Consider the following 19573-nt stretch of genomic DNA (forward strand, 5'->3'; position numbering starts at 1 on the left):
TACCCTAAATAATTCGAGTTTCAGGAAGGCGGCAAGAGAACGAATCCCGATGAGCTTACTTAAGTAAGTGATTCGGGTGAGTGAACGCAGCCAACGCACATGCAACTTGAAGTATGACGGGTATGCATGGCGATGTCATAATGTCCTCGAAACCAGAGGAGACCAACATGAAATACATCGGGGCACACGTTAGCGCATCTGGCGGGGTCGATCAGGCCGTGATTCGCGCTCATGAGATAAAGGCGACGGCTTTCGCGTTGTTTACCAAGAACCAGCGCCAATGGCAGGCTGCGCCGCTCAGCACCGAGGTCATCGACCGTTTTAAAGCCGCCTGTGAACAGTATGCCTATACGTCAGCACAAATTCTTCCCCACGACAGTTACCTGATTAATCTGGGACACCCGGACGCCGAGGCGTTAGAGAAATCACGTATCGCGTTTATTGATGAAATGGCCCGCTGTCAGCAACTTGGGCTCAGCCTGCTGAATTTTCACCCCGGTAGCCATCTGAAACAGATCGAAGAAGCAGACTGTCTGGCCCGTATTGCGGAGTCCATCAACATCGCGCTGGCGGAAACGGACGGGGTCACCGCCGTGATTGAAAATACCGCCGGACAAGGCAGTAATCTCGGATTCCGTTTTGAGCATCTGGCGGCCATCATTGACGGTGTAGAAGATAAAAGCCGTGTTGGCGTCTGTATCGATACCTGTCATGCCTTCGCTGGCGGCTACGACCTAAGAACGGAAGCGGATTGCGAAGCGACCTTTGCAGAATTTGATCGCATCGTTGGGTTTCGCTATCTGCGAGGAATGCATTTGAATGACGCGAAAAGCGCATTCGCCAGTCGCGTTGACCGACACCATAGCCTGGGAGAAGGCAATATCGGCAAAACGGCCTTCAGCTACATCATGAAAGATGCCCGTTTTGATGGGATCCCAATGATTCTGGAGACAATCAACCCCGATATCTGGGCTGACGAAATCGCCTGGCTCAAGTCCGAAGCCCAATGCTAAAAAATTTCCGGGAGAAATTTTTAACGTTGCATCAGCAACGGCCCGTAAGGGTGGCGGCCAGAGATGACACGCCATAAAAAAGCGCCAGTTGATGAATACCAACTGGCGCTATCTCATCCACATCCTTGTGTTATGGCATTACTTTTTATTCATGACGCCGTTTCCTGCATCGTAAAAGTCAGACTTACGCGATTTTCGCCAGTTGTTCATCAGAGCGTTTCAGCAACGCATACAGCACGCCAGCCACAACGGTTCCCGCAATGATCGCTAACAGGTAGCCGATAACCGGGGTAATCGCACCTGGAATCAGCAGTACGAACAGACCACCGTGTGGAGCCATCAGCTTAGCGCCTACCGCCATCGACAGCGCACCGGTCAGCGCACCACCGATAATACAGCAAGGCAGAACACGCATTGGATCACGCGCGGCGTAAGGAATCGCCCCTTCGGAAATAAAGCACAGGCCCAGTACAAACGCCGCTTTACCCCCTTCACGCTCGGTCGGGTTGAATTTCTTACTTGCCAGCACGGTCGCCAGCCCCATTGCCAGTGGAGGCACCATACCTGCTGCCATCACCGCTGCCATCGGGGCATAAATCTGGCTACTGAGCAAGGTCGTGCCGAAGACGTAAGCCACCTTGTTAACCGGGCCGCCCATATCCGTACACATCATGGCACCCAGAATTGCACCCAGAATCACCGCATTTGCCGTGCCCATGGATTGCAGCCAGCCTGTCAGGCCAGTCAGGATTTTCGCCACCGGCGTACCGACAACGTAAATCATGATAAGACCGGTGATCAGCGTGGCAAACAACGGAATGATCAGAATCGGTTTTAGCGCAGTCAGACTTTGCGGCAGAATCAGCTTATTGTTGATCGCTTTGGCGATATAACCTGCCAGGAAACCTGCGATAATCCCACCGAGGAAGCCCGCACCGGTACTCACGGCTAACATCCCGCCAACCAGACCCGGCGTTAAACCCGGACGATCCGCAATGGAGAAAGCGATATAGCCTGCCAGCACTGGCACCATCAGCGCGAAGGCAGAACCGCCACCGATCTTCATCAGTGCCGCAGCCAACGTACCTTCTTGTTTAAAGGCTTCAATACCAAAGACAAACGACAGGGCGATACACAGACCACCCGCTACCACCATCGGCAGCATGTAGGATACGCCGGTCAGCAGGTGACGATACGGGCCAGCCCCGCCTTTCTGCGCAGACTCGCTCGTGCTTGCCGCACTGGTTTGTCCGGATGGCTGATACACTTTCGCTTCAGCCTGCGCTTTATCCAACTCCTGCGCCGTCTTCTTCAGTGCCAGCCCTGTTGAGGTGCGGTACATCTTCTTACCAGCAAACTTCGCCAGATCGACTTCAATATCCGCAGCGACGATTACCAGATCGGCCTGTTCCACTTCTTCTGGGGTAATCGCGTTGCCCGCACCAACGGATCCGCGCGTTTCTACCTTAACCCACCAGCCACGTTTTTTCGCTTCGCTTTCAATCGCTTCTGCTGCCATAAACGTGTGCGCGACTCCCGTCGGACACGCCGTTACGGCAACAATGCGCTTGGCAGCAGCGGGTTGCTGAACGGAAGCTGACGCGGCAGCCTGATATACCGTTGCTTCAGCCTGTGCTTTCGCCAAAAAGGCTTCCGGTTGTGAAACAGCCAGTTCAATGTCACCGACATAAACCTGTTTGCCATTCAGCGCGCTGTCCGCCGCAGCGGATGCACCCAGAACGATCGCCAGTTCTGCGTCGTTAGCCTGTTCTGTAAACGTCACCCCTGCTTTCGCAGCGGCAGCGCCGAGTAGGTTCTTCACCAGTTGGCTTCTCGCCAGGCCCAGTGATTTATCCAAAATCAGCAGCGTTTTCATTGTTTATCTCCTGCTGTATCAGTTAAAGGGTTTCAGGTCGACACGCGCCATCATCGCGGCCAACTGAGGACGATCGGTAATACCAACATTACTTTGGCTCACAGCCAGCGCTGAAACGGCCGTCGCCAAACGCAGAGTGTGCTCACTGGACTCACGCATTAATAAGCCATAAATCAACCCCCCAACCATGGAGTCGCCCGCACCTACCGTACTTACCACATCACAAGCTGGTGGTTTCGCCAGCCACGCACCGGATGCATTCACCCACAGTGCGCCTTCCGCACCCAGTGAGATCACAACATGCGCGATACCCTGTTCACGCAGCGCGTGGGCAGCATCCACCACATCAGCCAGCGTAGGTAATTTACGCCCAGCCCATATCTCCAGCTCCCGGCGGTTCGGTTTCACCAACCAGGGAGAGGCTTTCAGTCCCGCCACCAGCGCTTCACGGCTGCTGTCGAAAATAATGCAAGGACACTGCGTACGCAGACGAGACATCCAGTCGGTAAACGCATCAGGATCGACGCCAGCAGGCAGGCTGCCGCTTACCGCGACCATGTCGAACTGCCCCAGCCAGCTCAGCGAATCATTAACGAAACGCTGCCAGTCTTGCTGTGTCACTTCAAAACCGGAAAAGTTGAAGTCGGTTACGTCGCCATCTTTTTCGGTTAATTTGACGTTAATGCGCGTACGTCCTGGCACAACCTGGAAACGGTTAGCAATACCCAGCTCGCTGAACAGTTGCTGAAAACCATCCTGATTGTCTTTGCCCAGAAAGCCACCTACCGTGACATCAATCCCGAGATCTTTCAGCACCTTGGCAACGTTAATGCCTTTACCGGCGGCGTGCAGACCTGCTGTCTGAACCAGATTGACTTCGCCTTTCTCAACTTCCGGGCAATAGCCAACCAGATCATAAGCTGGATTCAGGGTGATTGTGGCTACTCTCCTGCTCATGCTGCCCCCTCGCCCAAACCGGACGTAATTGCGTCGCCAATAGCAGCCAGTGCTTGTTCTGCATCGCTACCGCTGGCAGTGAAGCGCAGTTTGTGACCTTTTTTCACGCCCAGCGCGACGACTTTCATCAGGCTGCGGCCATTTGCCGGTTTGCCTGTGCCATCCAGATTGGTCACCGTAATCTCACTGGTGAACTGTTTGATCACATTCACCAGCATGGTGCCCGGACGCGCGTGCAGGCCGTGTTCGTTACGAATGGTAAATTCCGCCGTCAGCACTTCGCTTTCTTCCGGTACATCGCTGGTCAAGAGAGCCAGCAGCGTCGGTGCATCAGCCGTCAGCAGACGTTCTGCTTTTTGTGCAATCAGCAGATTGCTCAGGTAATCGATCGGCGCAAAAGCCTGATCGTCAGCCGCAGCTACCGTTACCAGTAACGCCACGTTTTCACCGTCAACGCTGAAAGGCGTCGCAGGACGAGCGACTGCCGCCGCGCTGCTGAGGTTACCGACAGCGCTATCGCTGAACCATACACCTTGTCCCAGATTCAGCGGCTTGTTGCTGACAGCGGTGCTGACGAAGCTGGCGTCTGCTGCACCGACCTGCTGAAGACGACCGGCATTCAGCGCCTGAAGTGTCAGCAGGTTATCGGTCGCCACGTCCAGCGCAATCAGCGAGGTATCAAAGCGGAATTCTGCCAGCTGTTGCTCGCCCATAAGCAGGCTACGCAGTTCTTCTGCTGATGTGGTGCTTGCCAAACGTGCCGCTACGCGATCGTCGCTCAGGACGTGAGTCAGCTGACGCAGCAGCGCAAGGTGTTCATCAGAACGGGCTGCAATCCCTAACACCACATAGGCGGTTTGATCTTCACCCCAGGCGATACCCTGAGGAAACTGGAATACTTGAACCCCGGTCTTCAATACCAGATCGCGGGTATCGGTGGTGCCGTGAGGGATAGCAATGCCGCTTCCCAAATAGGTGGATGTCTGCTGTTCGCGCTGTAGCATGCCGTCGACATACCCTGCGTTAACGCACCCGGCCTCGGTCAGTGCTGAAGCAACAAGCTGGATGGCTTCCTGCTTATTACTGGCCGCTGCGCCCAAATGAATATCTTGCTGTGACAACTGGAACATGGCTCTCCTCTCTTGCTGAAAGTTGAATCGTTTCAGCTTTTATGAGAAAAAAATGTGTCGATTGTTAGGGCGTTTCAAAAAAAATTCCGCTGAAACGTTTCAAAAGTCTCATTCTATTACGTCATTTATGCAAGCTTTCTACGCTGCTGACGTAACAGAATTTTGACATCACGCACATTTTAACGTGGATGATGCGCTGCCCGCCAACAAAAATCCGTAAATGGCTGAAGCTGTGCTGACGAAAAATAATGAAACATGATTTCTGTTTCAGAATAAACCCGAGTACTATGTCGCGCTCGACAGCCTCTGCCTATTTTCCAAGCGCTATCAATTTATGTTCACTCCAGCAAACACAACACGACGCCCGCTTGACCTGACATCGTCAGCATTCCTGGTTATTGCCTTTCTGACCGGAACGGCCGGCGCCCTGCAACTTCCTACGCTCAGCCTCTTTCTTTCCAGCGAAGTACAAGCTCGCCCTTTCCTGGTGGGGATGTTTTATACCGGAAGTGCAGTTATTGGCATTGTCGTCAGCCAAATGTTGGCCACGCGCTCGGACCGTCAAGGCGATCGCAAATCTCTGATCTTCGTCTGCTGCCTGCTGGGCGCACTGGCCTGCATGCTGTTTGCATGGAATCGTAACTACTTTATTCTGCTTTTTATCGGTGTTCTGCTGAGCAGCTTTGGCTCAACCGCGAACCCGCAGCTTTTTGCGCTGGCGCGGGAGCACGCGGATAAAACCGGCCGAGAAGCGGCAATGTTCAGCTCCATCCTCCGCGCCCAGATTTCTCTCGCCTGGGTTGTTGGCCCCCCTATCGCTTTTGCACTGGCGCTGGGCTTCGGCTTCACAACAATGTATCTGACCGCTGCGGCCGTCTTTATCCTGTGCGGTATTCTGGTCAAACTCTTCTTACCTTCCATGCCCAAAGCCGTGGAAAAGACCACCTCTACGCTGGAATCACCACGTCGCAATCGCCGGGACACGCTCTTGCTGTTCGTTGCCTGTACCTTGATGTGGACCTGCAACGGTATTTACCTCATTAATATGCCGCTGTATCTGGTGCATGAACTGCATCTACCGGAAAAGCTGGCCGGTATCATGATGGGTGTGGCTGCCGGGCTGGAAATTCCGGTCATGCTGATTGCCGGTTACGTCGCTAAACGCTTTGGGAAACGTTTCCTGATGCGGCTTGCCGTTGCCTCCGGGCTACTGTTTTTCGGCGGCTTGCTGGTTCTCGACGGGGAAATAGCCCTTCTGGTGTTACAGGCGCTAAATGCCATTTTCATTGGTATTCTGGCCGGAATCGGCATGCTTTATTTCCAGGATTTGATGCCTGGGCAGGCGGGTGCAGCGACGACGCTATTTACCAATACCACGCGCGTTGGCTGGATCATCTCTGGTTCACTGGCTGGGATCGTTGCTGAAATCTGGAACTATCATGCTGTCTTCTTCTTCGCGCTGCTGATGATCGCCGGTTCCATCTATTGCATGTGGCGTATCAAGGACGCCTGATCGCCGGACGTTAAGGCGTGGTGTCAGCTTCCAGTTTAAGCAGATAAACCATCGCCTCGTCCCGATGGCTGAAACACATATCTGCGCGCGGCTGTAGCCCTGCACAAACCGCGGGCCGCAGCGGTGAATGAAATAACCCGCAGCGCATCGCGTCATCTAGATGAATACAGGGCGTGTTAGCGGGTTTACCGTGCGGCAACCCCGGCATGGGGGTTGAAATCGATGGCGCGGTACAACAGGCGCCGCAATGGGAGCGACAGTCCATCAGCAAACTCTCCGGTGGGCTGACAAAAGATAGAGAGCGCCACGATAGCAGTCCCACAGCAAAAAACCAATATCAGCCCCCTTTCATCTTATACTCTAAATAATTCGAATTTCAGGCAGGCGGCAAGCGAAGGACAAATTCGTCAGGAATGAATTTGACCAGCCAACGGCTGGCCTTCGGTGAGAGACAGGATGTCTCTCATTTCATCCCGATGAGCTTACACAAGTAAGTGATTCGGGTGAGTGACAAATCTGCCAGAGGCAGGTTTGAACGCTGCTTGCAGCGGCCCCAACGGGGCGAGGTACACGTAAGTGTGCCGAGTAGCGCAGCCAACGTACATGAAATTTGAAGGATGACGAGTATCACTTGCCTGAACTCTTCGGCGCGAGTAACGTGTCGCCACAAAAATCACACTCCTTATAGCAGGTAATTTTTATGGCAAGAGCGAACGAGATTAAACGTGGTATGGTCGTTAACTATAACGACAAGTTATTGCTGGTAAAGGATATCGATGTCCAAAGCCCCAGCGCCCGTGGTGCCAGCACGCTATACAAAATGCGTTTTTCTGATGTACGTACCGGGCTGAAAGTGGAAGAGCGTTTTAAAGGCGATGATATTCTCGACACCATCACGCTGACACGCCGCACGGTCACCTTCTCTTATATTGATGGCGACGAATACGTCTTTATGGATGATGAGGACTACACCCCTTACCTCTTCAAAAAAGATCAAATAGAAGAAGAGCTACTGTTTATCCCTGAAGGCGGTATGCCAGGAATTCAGGTCTTGAGCTGGGACGGCCAGATCATCGCGCTGGAACTGCCACAAACAGTAGATCTGGAAATCGTGGATACGGCTCCGGGTATTAAAGGTGCATCCGCCAGTGCGCGCAACAAGCCTGCCACCATGAGCACAGGCCTGACCATCCCTGTTCCAGAATACCTGAGCGCGGGTGAAAAAATCCGTATTCATATTCCAGAACGTCGCTATATGGGCCGCGCAGACTAAGAGTCCATCCCAGTAAGCGTTATTAGCGTTATTGATGCAGTCAGTTTGGACACGGACAGCGCGCAGAAACCGGAGCGTACACGTAGTCCGTGAGGATTTCGAGCACTGCCCAGGTTCAAAATGACAAATAAATAAAATAGCGCTAATGGGATAAGCTCAAGGATGAAACCTCGTGCGATCAGCGCGATACTTGTCGCCGGGTGATACATCCGGCACACGTAAACCCTCCACACACATAGGAGCCTGCCATGCTAACGAAAGTCAATTTGATTACGGGGTTTCTGGGGAGTGGGAAAACCACCACTATCCGTCATCTTCTGTCACAAAAGCCAGAAGACGAAGTTTGGGCGGTGCTGGTCAATGAATTCGGCGAAGTAGGCATTGACGGCGCACTACTGGCAGACAGCGGCGCAGTACTAAAAGAGATTCCCGGCGGTTGCATGTGCTGCGTGAACGGTCTGCCTATGCAGGTTGGTCTGAATATGCTGCTCCAACAGAAAAAGCCTCACCGTCTGCTCATCGAACCCACAGGGCTCGGCCACCCAAAACAAATTCTCTCATTGCTGACAAGCGATATCTATCAGCCCTGGCTGACATTGCAGTCCACGCTGTGCCTGCTGGATGCGCGTCAGTTAAGCGATTCTCGTTACACGGGAAATGAAAATTTCCGTGACCAGCTTGCCGCCGCTGACATTATTATTGCCAACAAGCGTGACACTTATAACGCCGACGATCTCGCAGCCTTACAGCAGTGGCAGCAGGCGAGCGGCGACGGGCGGCAAATTATCGAAGCCAGTGAGGGAAAGATTGACCGACAACTGCTCGATCAATCGCGACACAACTTGCGAGAACTACCGGATGGCGCTCATCACCACTCGCATAAACCCACAAATGGTCTGGCCGCGCTGCAATTACCGGGTGGGCAATCCTGGCGCCGTTCTCTCAATCAGGGACAGGGATATCACGCCTGCGGCTGGATATTCGCCCCTGAAACCGCTTTTGATACTGCGGCCCTGCTGGACTGGGTTCGTCTTTCTCCCGTAAACCGAGTTAAAGGAGTCATGCGTATAAAAGAAGGGACGCTTGTCGTTAACCGTCAGGGACACGATCTTCATATAGAAACCCGATCGGCGGCACCGATGGATAGCCGTATCGAAATCATCAATGAAACACCAGCAGAATGGAACACGTTACAAGCCTCATTGTTAAAGGCTCGTTTAGCTAACGTGGACTAAACTGGAGTTTTTTCGTCTTTATTTGGATGCTTTGCCTTATGTCATTTGCTCGTTTTTCTTCTATTGTCGTGCTCAATGTATTGGGCATTAGTTTGTTTTTATCCTGGTATCTACTCGAAAACCATGGATTTTGGTTCACACTTGATAGCCATATCTTTTTCTATTTCAATCGACTCTTAGTCGATAGTCCGACGTTTTTACATCTGGTTGCCATTACCAACAACCGCGCCTTTGACGGCTGTGCGCTCATTGCGATGGGCCTGCTGTATCTGTCGTTTTATCTGAAAGCCACGCCCGCAGAGCGCCGCCGTTTATTGATCATCGGCTTTGTCATGCTGCTCACCGCAGTGACGCTGAATCAGGCGGGGCATTTATTACCTGTACAACACGCCAGCCCGACACTCTATTTTAACGACATCAACCGCGTTTCAGACTTAACGGGTATTCCGACCAAAGATGCTTCATCGGACAGTTTCCCTGGCGACCACGGCATGATGCTGATGATCTTTGCCGCTTTTATGCTGCGCTATTTCACCCGCACCGCTTTCGCCATCGCCCTGGTCATCATGGTGATCTTCTCATTACCTCGCATCATGATTGGCGCCCATTGGTTTACCGATATTGCCGTCGGCTCGCTCTCAGTTGTTTTAGTTGGCCTGAGCTGGTGGTTATTAACGCCAGCAAGCGATGCCGCTATTGCTCTGTTAGACCGACTATTACCTAAAAAACGGACAGTATAAATCTCTATGATTTCAGATTTTTTACATCGACATTTTTTAGCTGAATACATCATTAAATCTTATAAATAAAATAGTTAAAACTTCTCGCAATCCTGCTGCTGTTACGGTAGTCTCGTTCAAGTTTGCTTTTTAGCGCATACTGAACTAACAGCAGCAAGAGAAATAATGTGCATTCCGGCACACTTTCGCTGATGAGTGTTTGGCTAAGAAGAAACTCTGTTTTAGTCTGAGTCTCGTTTTCGTTTGGCATTTATGCCCCAGTGAAATGGGGATACTACATAGCGATATTTATCGTTAAGGACAGCAAGGGAACATAACAATAATGGTCAAGTCTCAACCGATTCTGAGATATATCTGGCGGGCAGTGCCTGCCGTCGCGGTAGCAATGATGCTCTCCGCATGTGGAAGTAACAGTGCATATAACCATAAAGCTCAAACTGATATGCATGCAGTTAATGATAAAGATGGTCTTTTACTGCAAGCCTCTCAGGATGAATTTGAAGCATTGGTTCGTAATGTGGACATCAAGTCCAAATTGCTCAACCAATATGCCAGTTGGAAAGGTGTTCGTTACCGCTTAGGTGGTGATAGTCGCCGTGGCATTGATTGCTCAGCTTTCGTTCAGCGCACTTTCCGCGAACAGTTTGGCATGGATTTACCGCGTTCAACCTATGAACAGCAAGAGATGGGCCAGAAAATTCAGCGCAACAAACTGCGCGTTGGCGATCTTGTTCTGTTCCGTGCGGGTTCAACCGGACGCCACGTTGGCATTTATCTCGGCAACGATCAGTTCGTCCACGCGTCAACCAGCAGCGGCGTCATTATTTCAAAAATGACGGAAGACTACTGGAATAAGCGTTATCAAGAAGGACGCCGTGTTCTGAGTAAAGGAACCACTACCAGCTAAGCCATATCCGCGCCCTTGCTGTGATATTGCTTTGTTTGTAAGAGAACCTTGCTGTTAGCCAACGAAACGAGACGACATCAACGCCGCTTATAACAAGCGGCGTTTTTTTATGATGGACATCCCTGTCCATCACCCTACAGGCCGTTGCTACGCAACGTTGAAAAACGTTCCCTACGTTTTTTTATGCTCGCTTTTCACTCGAAGATTGCAGCACCTCCCCCCTTCTGCGGCGCACTGCGCAAAATATGACTAACTCAACAACCTGAAACACTAACAGGCCGTGATTAAGGTAGGTTTATCACCTGATTTCATGATAAAAAGAAAACACACAGCTTCCCGATGGGAATGTTAATTATTTCAAGAACTTTATGTCGATGAAATCGGCATTGTTGATGTTACTGTATGGAACGTCTGCATCAGACGATACCCCACCAGACGACATCCGTTCGCAGGAGATTACCGTCAGATGTTAAAACGCGTTATCGCTGCCGTATTGCTTTGCACGGCCCATTTTGGCGTGCAGGCTGAAACGATTGAAAACAGCACCCGCTTTGCACTTTTAGGTGAACCCAAATATGCCGAGAACTTCAGCCATTTTGACTATGTCAATCCTGATGCTCCCAAGGGCGGCAGCATTACCCTCAGCGCACTAGGTACCTTTGATAATTTCAACCGTTTCGCACTACGTGGCGTAGCCGCAGCCCGTACGGAACGGCTCTACGATTCGCTTTTCACTTCTTCTGATGACGAACCCGGCAGCTATTATCCGCTGGTCGCGCTGACGACACGCCATTCAGCGGATTTCCGCTGGATTGAAATAGAGATGAATCCCAAAGCTCGCTTTCATGACGGCTCACCGATCACCGCAGCTGACGTGGCATTCACCTATAACATGTTTATGACACAGGGCGTGCCTCAGTTCCGCATCTATTTTAAAGACGTTACCGCCAAAGCGATTGCGCCGCTGACCGTACGTTTTGATTTTCCCGTGTCCGACAAAAACCGCATGTTCAGCTTGTTGACTCTACCTATCATGCCGGAGAAGTTCTGGAAGAATCATAAATTTAGCGAGCCGCTATCGTACCCACCACCTGCCAGTGGCCCTTACCGCATTACCGCCTATCGAACGGGGCAATATGTCACCTATTCACGCGTAAAAGACTACTGGGGTGCCGATCTGCCGGTCAATAAAGGTCAGTACAATTTCGACAAAATTCGCTACGACTACTATCTGGACGACAGCGTCGCGCTGGAAGCCTTTAAAGCGGGAGCCTTCGATCTGCGAGAGGAAGGATCGCCCAAAAACTGGGCGACCCAATATCAGGGTGGCAACTTTGCGCGTGGCTACATCATTAAGCAGGATCAGGTTAATCAATCCGCCCAAGATACGCGTTGGCTAGCATTCAATATCCAGCGGCCGCTGTTCCAGGATCGTCGCGTACGTCAGGCGTTAGCTCTGGCGTTTGACTTCAACTGGATGAACAAGGCGCTGTATTACAACGCCTATCAACGCACAGACAGCTATTTCCAAAACACCGAGTATGCCGCTAAAGGCGAACCCACCGCTGAGGAATTGGCCTGGCTGACGCCGCTCAAAGACAAAGTACCCGCCGAAGTCTTTGGTCCTAGCTATCAACCGCCCTCCTCCGACGGCAGCGGCTATGACCGACAAAATTGGCTTAAGGCACTCAAGCTGCTGGAAGAGGCAGGTTGGGAATTGAAAGATCAGAAGCTGGTTAGTAGCAAAACTGGGCAGCCGTTTACGTTTGAGCTGCTGCTGCCAAGCGCAGGTAACTCGCAGTATGTCCTACCTTTTCAGCAGAGCCTGAAAAAATTGGGTATCACCATGAACGTGCGTAATATCGATAGCACGCAGTTCAACAACCGTATTCGTAAGCGAGATTTCGATATGACGGCAATGGTGTACCCTGCTTTCCTCTACCCCAGTGACAACCTGCAAATGTACTGGAGCTCGCAGTACATCAATTCAAGCTACAACAGACCCGGCGTCAGCGATCCCGCCATTGATTCTCTCGTCGAGGAAATCGTTAAGCATCAGGGGCAAAAAGCACCACTACTGTCATTAGGCCGCGCGCTGGACAGGGTATTGACCTGGAATCAGTTCATGATTCCGATGTGGTATTCCAATCATGACCGCTTTGCCTATTGGAACAAGTTTGCCATGCCTGCTGTACGCCCGGCCTATTCGCTAGGTTTTGATGGCTGGTGGTTCGATACCCAACAGGCGGCGACGCTGCCCGCAGAGCGACGTTAAGGAATCAATATGGGAACGTATCTGTTACGCCGCCTCTTGCTGGTCATTCCAACTCTGTGGGCGATTATCACGATTAATTTTTTCATTGTACAAATTGCCCCTGGTGGCCCGGTGGATCAGGCCATCGCGGCAATTGAAATGGGACACGGCAGCGGCTATACCGCCAATAGCGGAATGGATGCAGGGATGGCACGCACTGGCACCAGCGGTGCCCCCAATATCGAGAATGCTTATAGAGGCTCACGCGGGCTCGACCCGGAGGTCATCGAGGAAATCACCAAACGCTATGGCTTCGATAAACCGATCCATGAGCGCTATTTTAAACTGCTGTGGGATTACGTCCGTTTTGACTTCGGCGACAGCCTGTTTCGCGGCTCTTCGGTGATGCAACTGATTAAAGAAAGCATGCCGGTATCAATCACATTGGGACTATGGAGTACGCTGATCGTCTACCTGATTTCTATTCCTCTTGGCATCAAGAAAGCGGTGAAGAACGGTACGCCTTTCGATACCTGGAGCAGTACGTTAATCATTATCGGTTATGCGATCCCGGCGTTTTTGTTTGCGATCATTTTGATTGTGCTGTTCGCCGGCGGCAGTTATCTAGATTGGTTCCCGCTTCGAGGGCTGGTTTCCAGCAATTTTGATACTCTGCCGTGGTACAGCAAGGTTACCGACTATTTGTGGCACATCGCATTACCCGTTATCGCGTCCGTGATTGGCGGTTTTGCTACCCTCACCATGCTCACCAAGAACTCGTTTATGGATGAGATTCGTAAGCAATACGTGGTTACCGCACGCGCTAAAGGGCTGGATGAAAAAAGTATTCTCTACCGCCATGTGTTCCGTAATGCCATGCTGCTGGTGATCGCCGGTTTCCCCGCCACCTTTATCAGTATGTTTTTCACCGGCTCGCTGCTGATTGAGGTGATGTTCTCTCTCAACGGGTTGGGCCTGCTGGGCTATGACGCGACGCTGCAACGTGACTATCCCGTCATGTTCGGTACGCTGTATATCTTCACGCTGATCGGCCTACTGCTTAATATCGTCAGTGACATGACTTATACGCTGGTGGATCCGCGTATCGATTTTGAGGGACGCCAATGAGCCGCTTAAGCCCGATTAATCAGGCGCGCTGGGCGCGTTTTAAAAGTAATCGCCGCGGTTACTGGTCGCTGTGGATTTTTATGGTGCTGTTTATCGTCAGCCTGTTTTCTGAGCTTATCGCCAATGATAAACCGCTGCTGGTGAAATATGACGGCCAGTTCTATACGCCAGCGCTCATTGACCACAGCGAGAGGACATTCGGCGGGCAGTTGGATACCACCGCCGACTTCCGCGATCCCTATATCGCCGAACGTATCAACAGCCACGGCTGGGCCATCTGGCCGCTGATTCACTACAGCTATGACACCATCAACTACGCCACGACGGCTTCCTTCCCATCTGCGCCAAACTGGCAGAACTGGCTGGGCACGGACAGCCAGGGGAAAGACGTGGTCGCACAGGTACTGTATGGCTTCCGTATCTCACTGCTGTTCGGTCTGGCGCTCACGATCCTGTCCAGCGTGATTGGTATCGCCGTCGGGGCGACACAGGGCTACTACGGCGGGCGTCTCGACCTCTGGGGTCAACGCTTTATCGAAGTCTGGTCCGGGATGCCAACACTATTTCTCATCATCCTGCTGTCCAGCGTGATTCAGCCGGATTTCTGGTGGCTATTAGGCATTACCGTCCTTTTCGGCTGGATGAGTCTGGTTGGCGTAGTACGAGCCGAATTTTTGCGTACCCGCAACTTTGACTATATTCGCGCCGCGCAGGCGATGGGCGTCAGCGATCGCGCGATTATGTTCCGTTGTATGTTGCCAAACGCGATGGTCGCTACGCTGACTTATCTGCCCTTCATTCTCTGCGGCTCGATTACCACGCTGACATCGTTAGACTTTCTTGGCTTTGGTCTACCGATGGGCTCGCCATCATTAGGTACCTTATTGCTGGAAGGGAAAAATAACCTTCAGGCACCGTGGCTCGGTATTACCGTGTTTATGGTGCTTTCTATCGTGCTTTCCTTACTCATCTTTATCGGCGAAGCGGTGCGCGACGCCTTTGACCCTAGCAAGGCGCATTAATATGTCCAGTTCACCTTTATTGCAGATAGATAATCTCAGCATTGCCTTCCGCAAAGGCGATCAGGAGCAACGGGTGGTTGACCAGCTTTCACTGACGGTGAATGCAGGCGAGACGCTGGCGCTGGTCGGTGAATCAGGCTCGGGTAAGAGCGTCACTGCGCTGTCGGTTTTGCGTTTGCTCCCTTCCCCGCCCGTCATTTATCCACATGGAGATATCCGCTTCGCAGGACAATCGCTGCTGCATGCTGATGAAAAAACACTGCGCCAGATACGCGGCAATCGGATCGCAATGATCTTTCAGGAACCGATGGTGTCGCTTAATCCTTTGCAAAGCATTGAGAAACAGCTGATTGAAGTGCTTTCACTTCACCGGGGCATGCGCACCGAGGCAGCCCGCAGCGAAGTCATCACCTGTCTGGATCGCGTAGGGATTCGTCAGGCGAAAAGCCGATTGAATGATTTTCCGCACCAGCTTTCCGGCGGGGAACGCCAGCGCGTCATGATTGCAATGGCGCTGCTGACACAGCCGGATTTACTGATTGCCGATGAACCCACGACGGCGTTGGACGTGACCGTTCAGGCGCAAATATTGAAATTGCTGAACGAGCTGAAACAAGAACTGGGAATGAGTTTACTGTTCATCACCCACAACCTGAATATTGTCCGTCAGCTAGCAGATAACGTATCGGTCATGAAAGCTGGTCAGGCCGTGGAGCACAATCGCTGTCAGCAACTTTTCAGTGCACCGCAGCACCCCTATACGCGCCAGTTGCTGGATGCAGAACCCTCAGGCGAACCGCTTCCGGTGACAGATGACGGTGAACCACTCCTGCGGGTGGAAAAACTGCACGTTTCGTTTCCCATCAAACGCGGCCTTTTGCGCCGTACGGTTGATGAAAAACAGGTAGTGAACGATATCAATTTCACCTTGCGGCGCGGCGAAAGTCTCGGTTTGGTAGGAGAATCCGGCTCAGGTAAAAGCACGACCGGGTTAGCGCTACTGCGCCTGATTCAATCACGCGGTGATATCTGGTTTGACGGCCAGCCTTTACAGGGGCTCACCCGTAAGCAAATGCTGCCTTTCCGCCATCGGATTCAGGTTGTTTTTCAGGATCCGAACTCCGCGCTGAACCCGCGGCTGAACGTGGAGCAAATTATTGCTGAGGGGTTGACCGTTCATCATAAGTTGAGCAAAGAAGCGCGCGACCAGCGGGTGGTTGAAGCGATGCAGGAAGTCGGGCTGGATCCTACGACCCGCTATCGCTATCCCTCCGAGTTTTCCGGCGGCCAACGCCAGCGTATCGCTATCGCTCGTGCCCTGATACTGCAACCGGAGTTGCTGATCCTTGATGAACCGACATCATCGCTGGACAGAACGGTTCAGGCACAAATTCTGGCATTGCTGAAATCATTGCAGGAAAAGCACAAGATCGCCTATCTGTTTATCAGTCATGATTTGCAGGTTATCCGCTCGCTGTGCCATCAGGTGATTGTGTTACGACAGGGCGAAGTGGTTGAGCAAGGAGAATGCAAAGCGGTATTCACGCACCCTGCTGAACATTACACGCGGGAATTACTACAGTTTTCATCTTACTCGACGGAAACACCGTCGGCATAGATGAGAGAATACCACAGCGCCAGTTTCTGACGCTGTGGTTTAAAAGGGGTATTGTGCCGATACGGACTCAGCGATAGCGACACCAACGTTCTTCAGACGGCACATTGCCGTACTTTCATCATTGCGATGCAAAAACAGGCACGGTTCGCCTTCCCATTCCAGAACGGCGCATTCAACCTGAATTTCAGATAGAGACTGATGTAACTGGTGCATGATTTTCCATGCAATATCGCCGTCATGACTCAACAGCTTGAGGCCAATCAGGTTATTCTCTTCTTCTCTGCCGCTCAGCGGAATCGGTTCAACATTGACGCCTGCAAAACCCGATAACCAGCGATAACTTTGCGGCAAACGATGAACTACCGAAAGTTGGAAACTGTCCACTACTGTTTTCCTCAGGTAATAATTCACAAAATAGTAACATATTTATCATAGTAGCGTGTTCACACCATTTCTTGCCACTTTTCATGAACAAAAAAACAACAAACACGCTTTTTTCATATCGTAATAGTGGTTAACAAGCCTGATTGCAAGCACTATTAATGCCAAACCGATCACGATTTTTTCTTCTTTTCCGGCTATATGTAACCTTTTCCATTTAATATCTCAACCCTTTTCGACCCATTTGTTCACCTTTGGGTCAAATATTTTACATTAGCAAAACAAAAGCCATGCAGGAGCTCGTCGTCAGAAAGGAAATGAAGAAAGGAAATGAAGAAAGGAAATGAAGAAAGGAGAAAGGAGAAAGGAGAAAGGAGAAAGGAGAAAACAGACTCAGATGCAGGAACACCTTTCCTACACCTGAGAAGAAGGGAAAATCAGGACGCTGCCGAGCGGTTCGCGTACAGATACAGCAGAAAGGCACCAATCGAACAGAGTGCCATCGATAACACCATCGGCCAAGCGCTGTTGAATGAGGCCAGCGAGAGGAGAACGCCTACAATCGCACCAAGACCGAAGCGCAGCGTTCCTGCTAGCGACGAGGCCGTACCTGCCATATGGGGGAAATCATCAAGGATGACCGCCATCGCATTCGACGCAACCATCGCAATACAGCCGACAAACAGCGCTACGCCAAACACCAGCGGTAAGAAGCCGAGATCGAACAGGCAGACGATCACCAGCCATATTCCCATCGCAAACTGGATCACCAGCCCCGCACGGAACATCGCCAGCGCCCCCAACCGTCGCACATTGCGGCTGTTAAACAATGTCACCACAAACAGAAAGACGACGTTCAGGGCAAAGTAATAGCCAAAATTCTGAGGTGACACACCATACAGGTTGATATACACAAATGGTCCGGCGCTCAGGAAGGAAAACATGCCGCAAAACGACAGCCCGCTCGCCACCATATAGCTGAACACCCGCTTGTGGCGGAATAGGATGGCAAAATTCCCGATGGTGGTGCGCAGATGAAATTTCTGCCGCTTCGCAGGCGGTAAGGTTTCTTTGATGAAAAAGAAAATCAGCGCTGCGGCCAGAAACGCCGCACCAGAGATCGTCCAGAAAATAGAATGCCAGCTGAACCACAGCAACAGCCAGCCACCAGCAATCGGCGCAATGAGCGGTGCGACCGTCATCACCAACACGACAAACGACATCATGCGAGAAAAATCATCCCGCGAGAACATATCGCGCATCAGTGCATTAATCACCACCGCCGCTGCTGCTGCAGAAACTCCGTGCAGGAAGCGCATGTAGATAAGTTGCTCTACCGTTTGCGCCAGCGCACAGGCCACGCCTGCGAACGCAAAAACCAGCGTACCACCGAGAATGACAGGTTTACGCCCCAGACTATCCGCCATCGGCCCGTAGAACATCTGGCCTATAGCAAACCCCAGTACATAGGTACTGAGCGTCATTTGGACGTGCCCATCCTCCACGCCAAACTCGTTGGCAATAGTCGGTAACGCAGGTAAATACATATCGATGGCTAACGGCATTAGCATCGAAATCAGGCCAAGAATAAAGATCAGCCCGAGATGAGAAGAACGGCGTAATTGCACTAATAACTCCAAATTAGGAAGAAGGTCGTTCTGAACCGTTTTATTTTACGCTGGCGATCTCTTCATCACTTAATTCCCGGAATTCTCCCGGTTCCAGTTCGCTATCCAGCCAGATGTCACCAATACGCTCGCGGTGTAGTTCCACGACCCGATTCCCCACCGCCGCAAACATCCTTTTCACCTGATGATAGCGACCTTCGCTAATCGTCAGTCGAACAACATGATCCGTTATCTTCTCAAGCGTAGCGGGTTTGGTGAGATTCTTCTCGTTATGCAACTGCACGCCTGCCGTAAATTGTGCGGCGGTATCCTCAGCCAGCGGCTGCTCCAGCGTTACCAGATAGGTCTTTTCACACTGATGCTTAGGCGAGGTAATACGATGCGACCATTTCCCATCATCAGTTAACAGCACCAATCCCGTGGTATCGATATCCAGTCGGCCTGCCGCATGCAGTTTGTACGCCACCGGCACATCCATAAAATAAAGAATAGTCGGATGATCGGGATCGTCCGTTGAACAGACGTAGCCCTGAGGCTTATTCAACATGAAATAACGCGGCCCGTTCTGCTGTTTCAGCGGGTTACCATCAAATTCAACGTTATGTTCAGGGGATAACTTGAACGCACCGCTTTTTACCACTTCACCATCTACGGTAACGCGCTGCGCGTGGAGCTCACGCGCCACCAGTGAACGACTAATTTCCAACTGCTGGGATAAAAATTTGTCCAATCGCATTAAAGCTCACTACCTATCTCAAATAACTGCCTGTCTCAAATCATGAGACCCTAAATTGTGAGTGGATAGTATAACGGGGGTTTGTTCACGCGTCCTGCAATTCACCGTCCATACGTTGCTCTTTTTAGCAGGCCTTCAAGCTGCATGACCTTTGCTTATCCC

At 51.6% G+C, this 19573-nt stretch carries 17 protein-coding genes; 10 read left to right on the top strand and 7 right to left on the bottom strand.

All coding sequences use genetic code 11. The features are described 5' to 3' along the window. Positions 1-167 precede the first annotated feature (167 nt). Complete coding sequence (gene nfo / locus AB8809_RS14340) at positions 168-1013, top strand: deoxyribonuclease IV (RefSeq protein ID WP_015839915.1); 846 nt, start codon at positions 168-170, stop codon at positions 1011-1013. Positions 1014-1197: 184 nt separating this feature from the next. Here nfo and fruA read toward each other — a convergent pair whose 3' ends face one another. Genes fruA through fruB form a run of 3 tightly spaced genes read right to left on the bottom strand, consistent with a single transcriptional unit; the run spans position 1198 to position 4976 of the window. After that, positions 1198-2889: a PTS fructose transporter subunit IIBC gene (gene fruA / locus AB8809_RS14345; protein WP_015839914.1), complete on the bottom strand. Its 1692-nt coding sequence runs from the start codon at positions 2887-2889 to the stop codon at positions 1198-1200. A gap of 18 nt (positions 2890-2907) precedes the next feature. Further along, positions 2908-3846, bottom strand: coding sequence for a 1-phosphofructokinase (gene fruK, locus AB8809_RS14350; protein WP_005967280.1), 939 nt, complete (start codon positions 3844-3846; stop codon positions 2908-2910). Further along, the gene (fruB, locus tag AB8809_RS14355) at positions 3843-4976 is read right to left on the bottom strand and encodes a fused PTS fructose transporter subunit IIA/HPr protein (protein ID WP_015839913.1); all 1134 of its coding nucleotides are present in this window, start codon (positions 4974-4976) and stop codon (positions 3843-3845) included. The genes fruK and fruB overlap by 4 nt, the downstream gene beginning before the upstream one ends. Before the next feature lie 334 nt (positions 4977-5310). Here fruB and setB point away from each other — a divergent pair, with 334 nt between their 5' ends. Continuing rightward, positions 5311-6489 carry a sugar efflux transporter SetB gene (gene setB, locus AB8809_RS14360; RefSeq protein WP_256541964.1) on the top strand — a complete coding sequence of 393 codons (1179 nt, stop codon included), beginning with the start codon at positions 5311-5313 and terminating at the stop codon, positions 6487-6489. 10 nt (positions 6490-6499) lie between these two features. Here the strand turns inward: setB and AB8809_RS14365 are convergent, their stop codons facing one another. Further along, positions 6500-6754: a YkgJ family cysteine cluster protein gene (locus AB8809_RS14365; RefSeq protein ID WP_349856404.1), complete on the bottom strand. Its 255-nt coding sequence runs from the start codon at positions 6752-6754 to the stop codon at positions 6500-6502. Between the two features lie 435 nt (positions 6755-7189). Here AB8809_RS14365 and yeiP point away from each other — a divergent pair, with 435 nt between their 5' ends. The 8 genes from yeiP to yejF all read left to right on the top strand — a co-directional run bounded on the left by yeiP (position 7190) and on the right by yejF (position 16666). Beyond that, the gene (gene yeiP / locus AB8809_RS14370; RefSeq protein ID WP_015839910.1) at positions 7190-7762 is read left to right on the top strand and encodes an elongation factor P-like protein YeiP; all 573 of its coding nucleotides are present in this window, start codon (positions 7190-7192) and stop codon (positions 7760-7762) included. A gap of 248 nt (positions 7763-8010) precedes the next feature. Then, positions 8011-8997, top strand: a complete 987-nt coding sequence (locus AB8809_RS14375) for a GTP-binding protein (RefSeq protein ID WP_349856406.1) — start codon at positions 8011-8013, stop codon at positions 8995-8997. 38 nt (positions 8998-9035) lie between these two features. Continuing rightward, positions 9036-9737 (top strand): phosphatase PAP2 family protein, encoded by a 702-nt coding sequence (locus AB8809_RS14380; protein ID WP_015839908.1) that lies wholly within the window; start codon positions 9036-9038, stop codon positions 9735-9737. A 322-nt stretch (positions 9738-10059) separates the two neighbouring features. Further along, the gene (gene mepS / locus AB8809_RS14385; protein WP_015839907.1) at positions 10060-10644 is read left to right on the top strand and encodes a bifunctional murein DD-endopeptidase/murein LD-carboxypeptidase; all 585 of its coding nucleotides are present in this window, start codon (positions 10060-10062) and stop codon (positions 10642-10644) included. A 466-nt stretch (positions 10645-11110) separates the two neighbouring features. After that, positions 11111-12919 (top strand): extracellular solute-binding protein, encoded by a 1809-nt coding sequence (locus AB8809_RS14390; protein ID WP_349856408.1) that lies wholly within the window; start codon positions 11111-11113, stop codon positions 12917-12919. Between the two features lie 9 nt (positions 12920-12928). Next, complete coding sequence (locus AB8809_RS14395; RefSeq protein WP_015839905.1) at positions 12929-14026, top strand: microcin C ABC transporter permease YejB; 1098 nt, start codon at positions 12929-12931, stop codon at positions 14024-14026. Next, on the top strand, positions 14023-15048 hold the full coding sequence (locus AB8809_RS14400) for an ABC transporter permease (RefSeq protein ID WP_015839904.1): 1026 nt from the start codon (positions 14023-14025) through the stop codon (positions 15046-15048). The genes AB8809_RS14395 and AB8809_RS14400 overlap by 4 nt, the downstream gene beginning before the upstream one ends. A gap of 1 nt (position 15049) precedes the next feature. Then, positions 15050-16666 (top strand): microcin C ABC transporter ATP-binding protein YejF, encoded by a 1617-nt coding sequence (yejF, locus tag AB8809_RS14405; protein ID WP_181844321.1) that lies wholly within the window; start codon positions 15050-15052, stop codon positions 16664-16666. Positions 16667-16705: 39 nt separating this feature from the next. Here yejF and AB8809_RS14410 read toward each other — a convergent pair whose 3' ends face one another. The 3 genes from AB8809_RS14410 to rsuA all read right to left on the bottom strand — a co-directional run bounded on the left by AB8809_RS14410 (position 16706) and on the right by rsuA (position 19411). Continuing rightward, complete coding sequence (locus tag AB8809_RS14410; protein WP_015839902.1) at positions 16706-17050, bottom strand: YejG family protein; 345 nt, start codon at positions 17048-17050, stop codon at positions 16706-16708. 434 nt (positions 17051-17484) lie between these two features. Beyond that, positions 17485-18675: a Bcr/CflA family multidrug efflux MFS transporter gene (locus tag AB8809_RS14415; protein WP_015839901.1), complete on the bottom strand. Its 1191-nt coding sequence runs from the start codon at positions 18673-18675 to the stop codon at positions 17485-17487. Positions 18676-18715: 40 nt separating this feature from the next. Next, on the bottom strand, positions 18716-19411 hold the full coding sequence (rsuA, locus tag AB8809_RS14420) for a 16S rRNA pseudouridine(516) synthase RsuA (RefSeq protein WP_015839900.1): 696 nt from the start codon (positions 19409-19411) through the stop codon (positions 18716-18718). Positions 19412-19573: the final 162 nt, after the last annotated feature.

Origin of the sequence: Pectobacterium aroidearum, assembly GCF_041228105.1 — a bacterium.
Lineage (GTDB): Bacteria > Pseudomonadota > Gammaproteobacteria > Enterobacterales > Enterobacteriaceae > Pectobacterium > Pectobacterium aroidearum.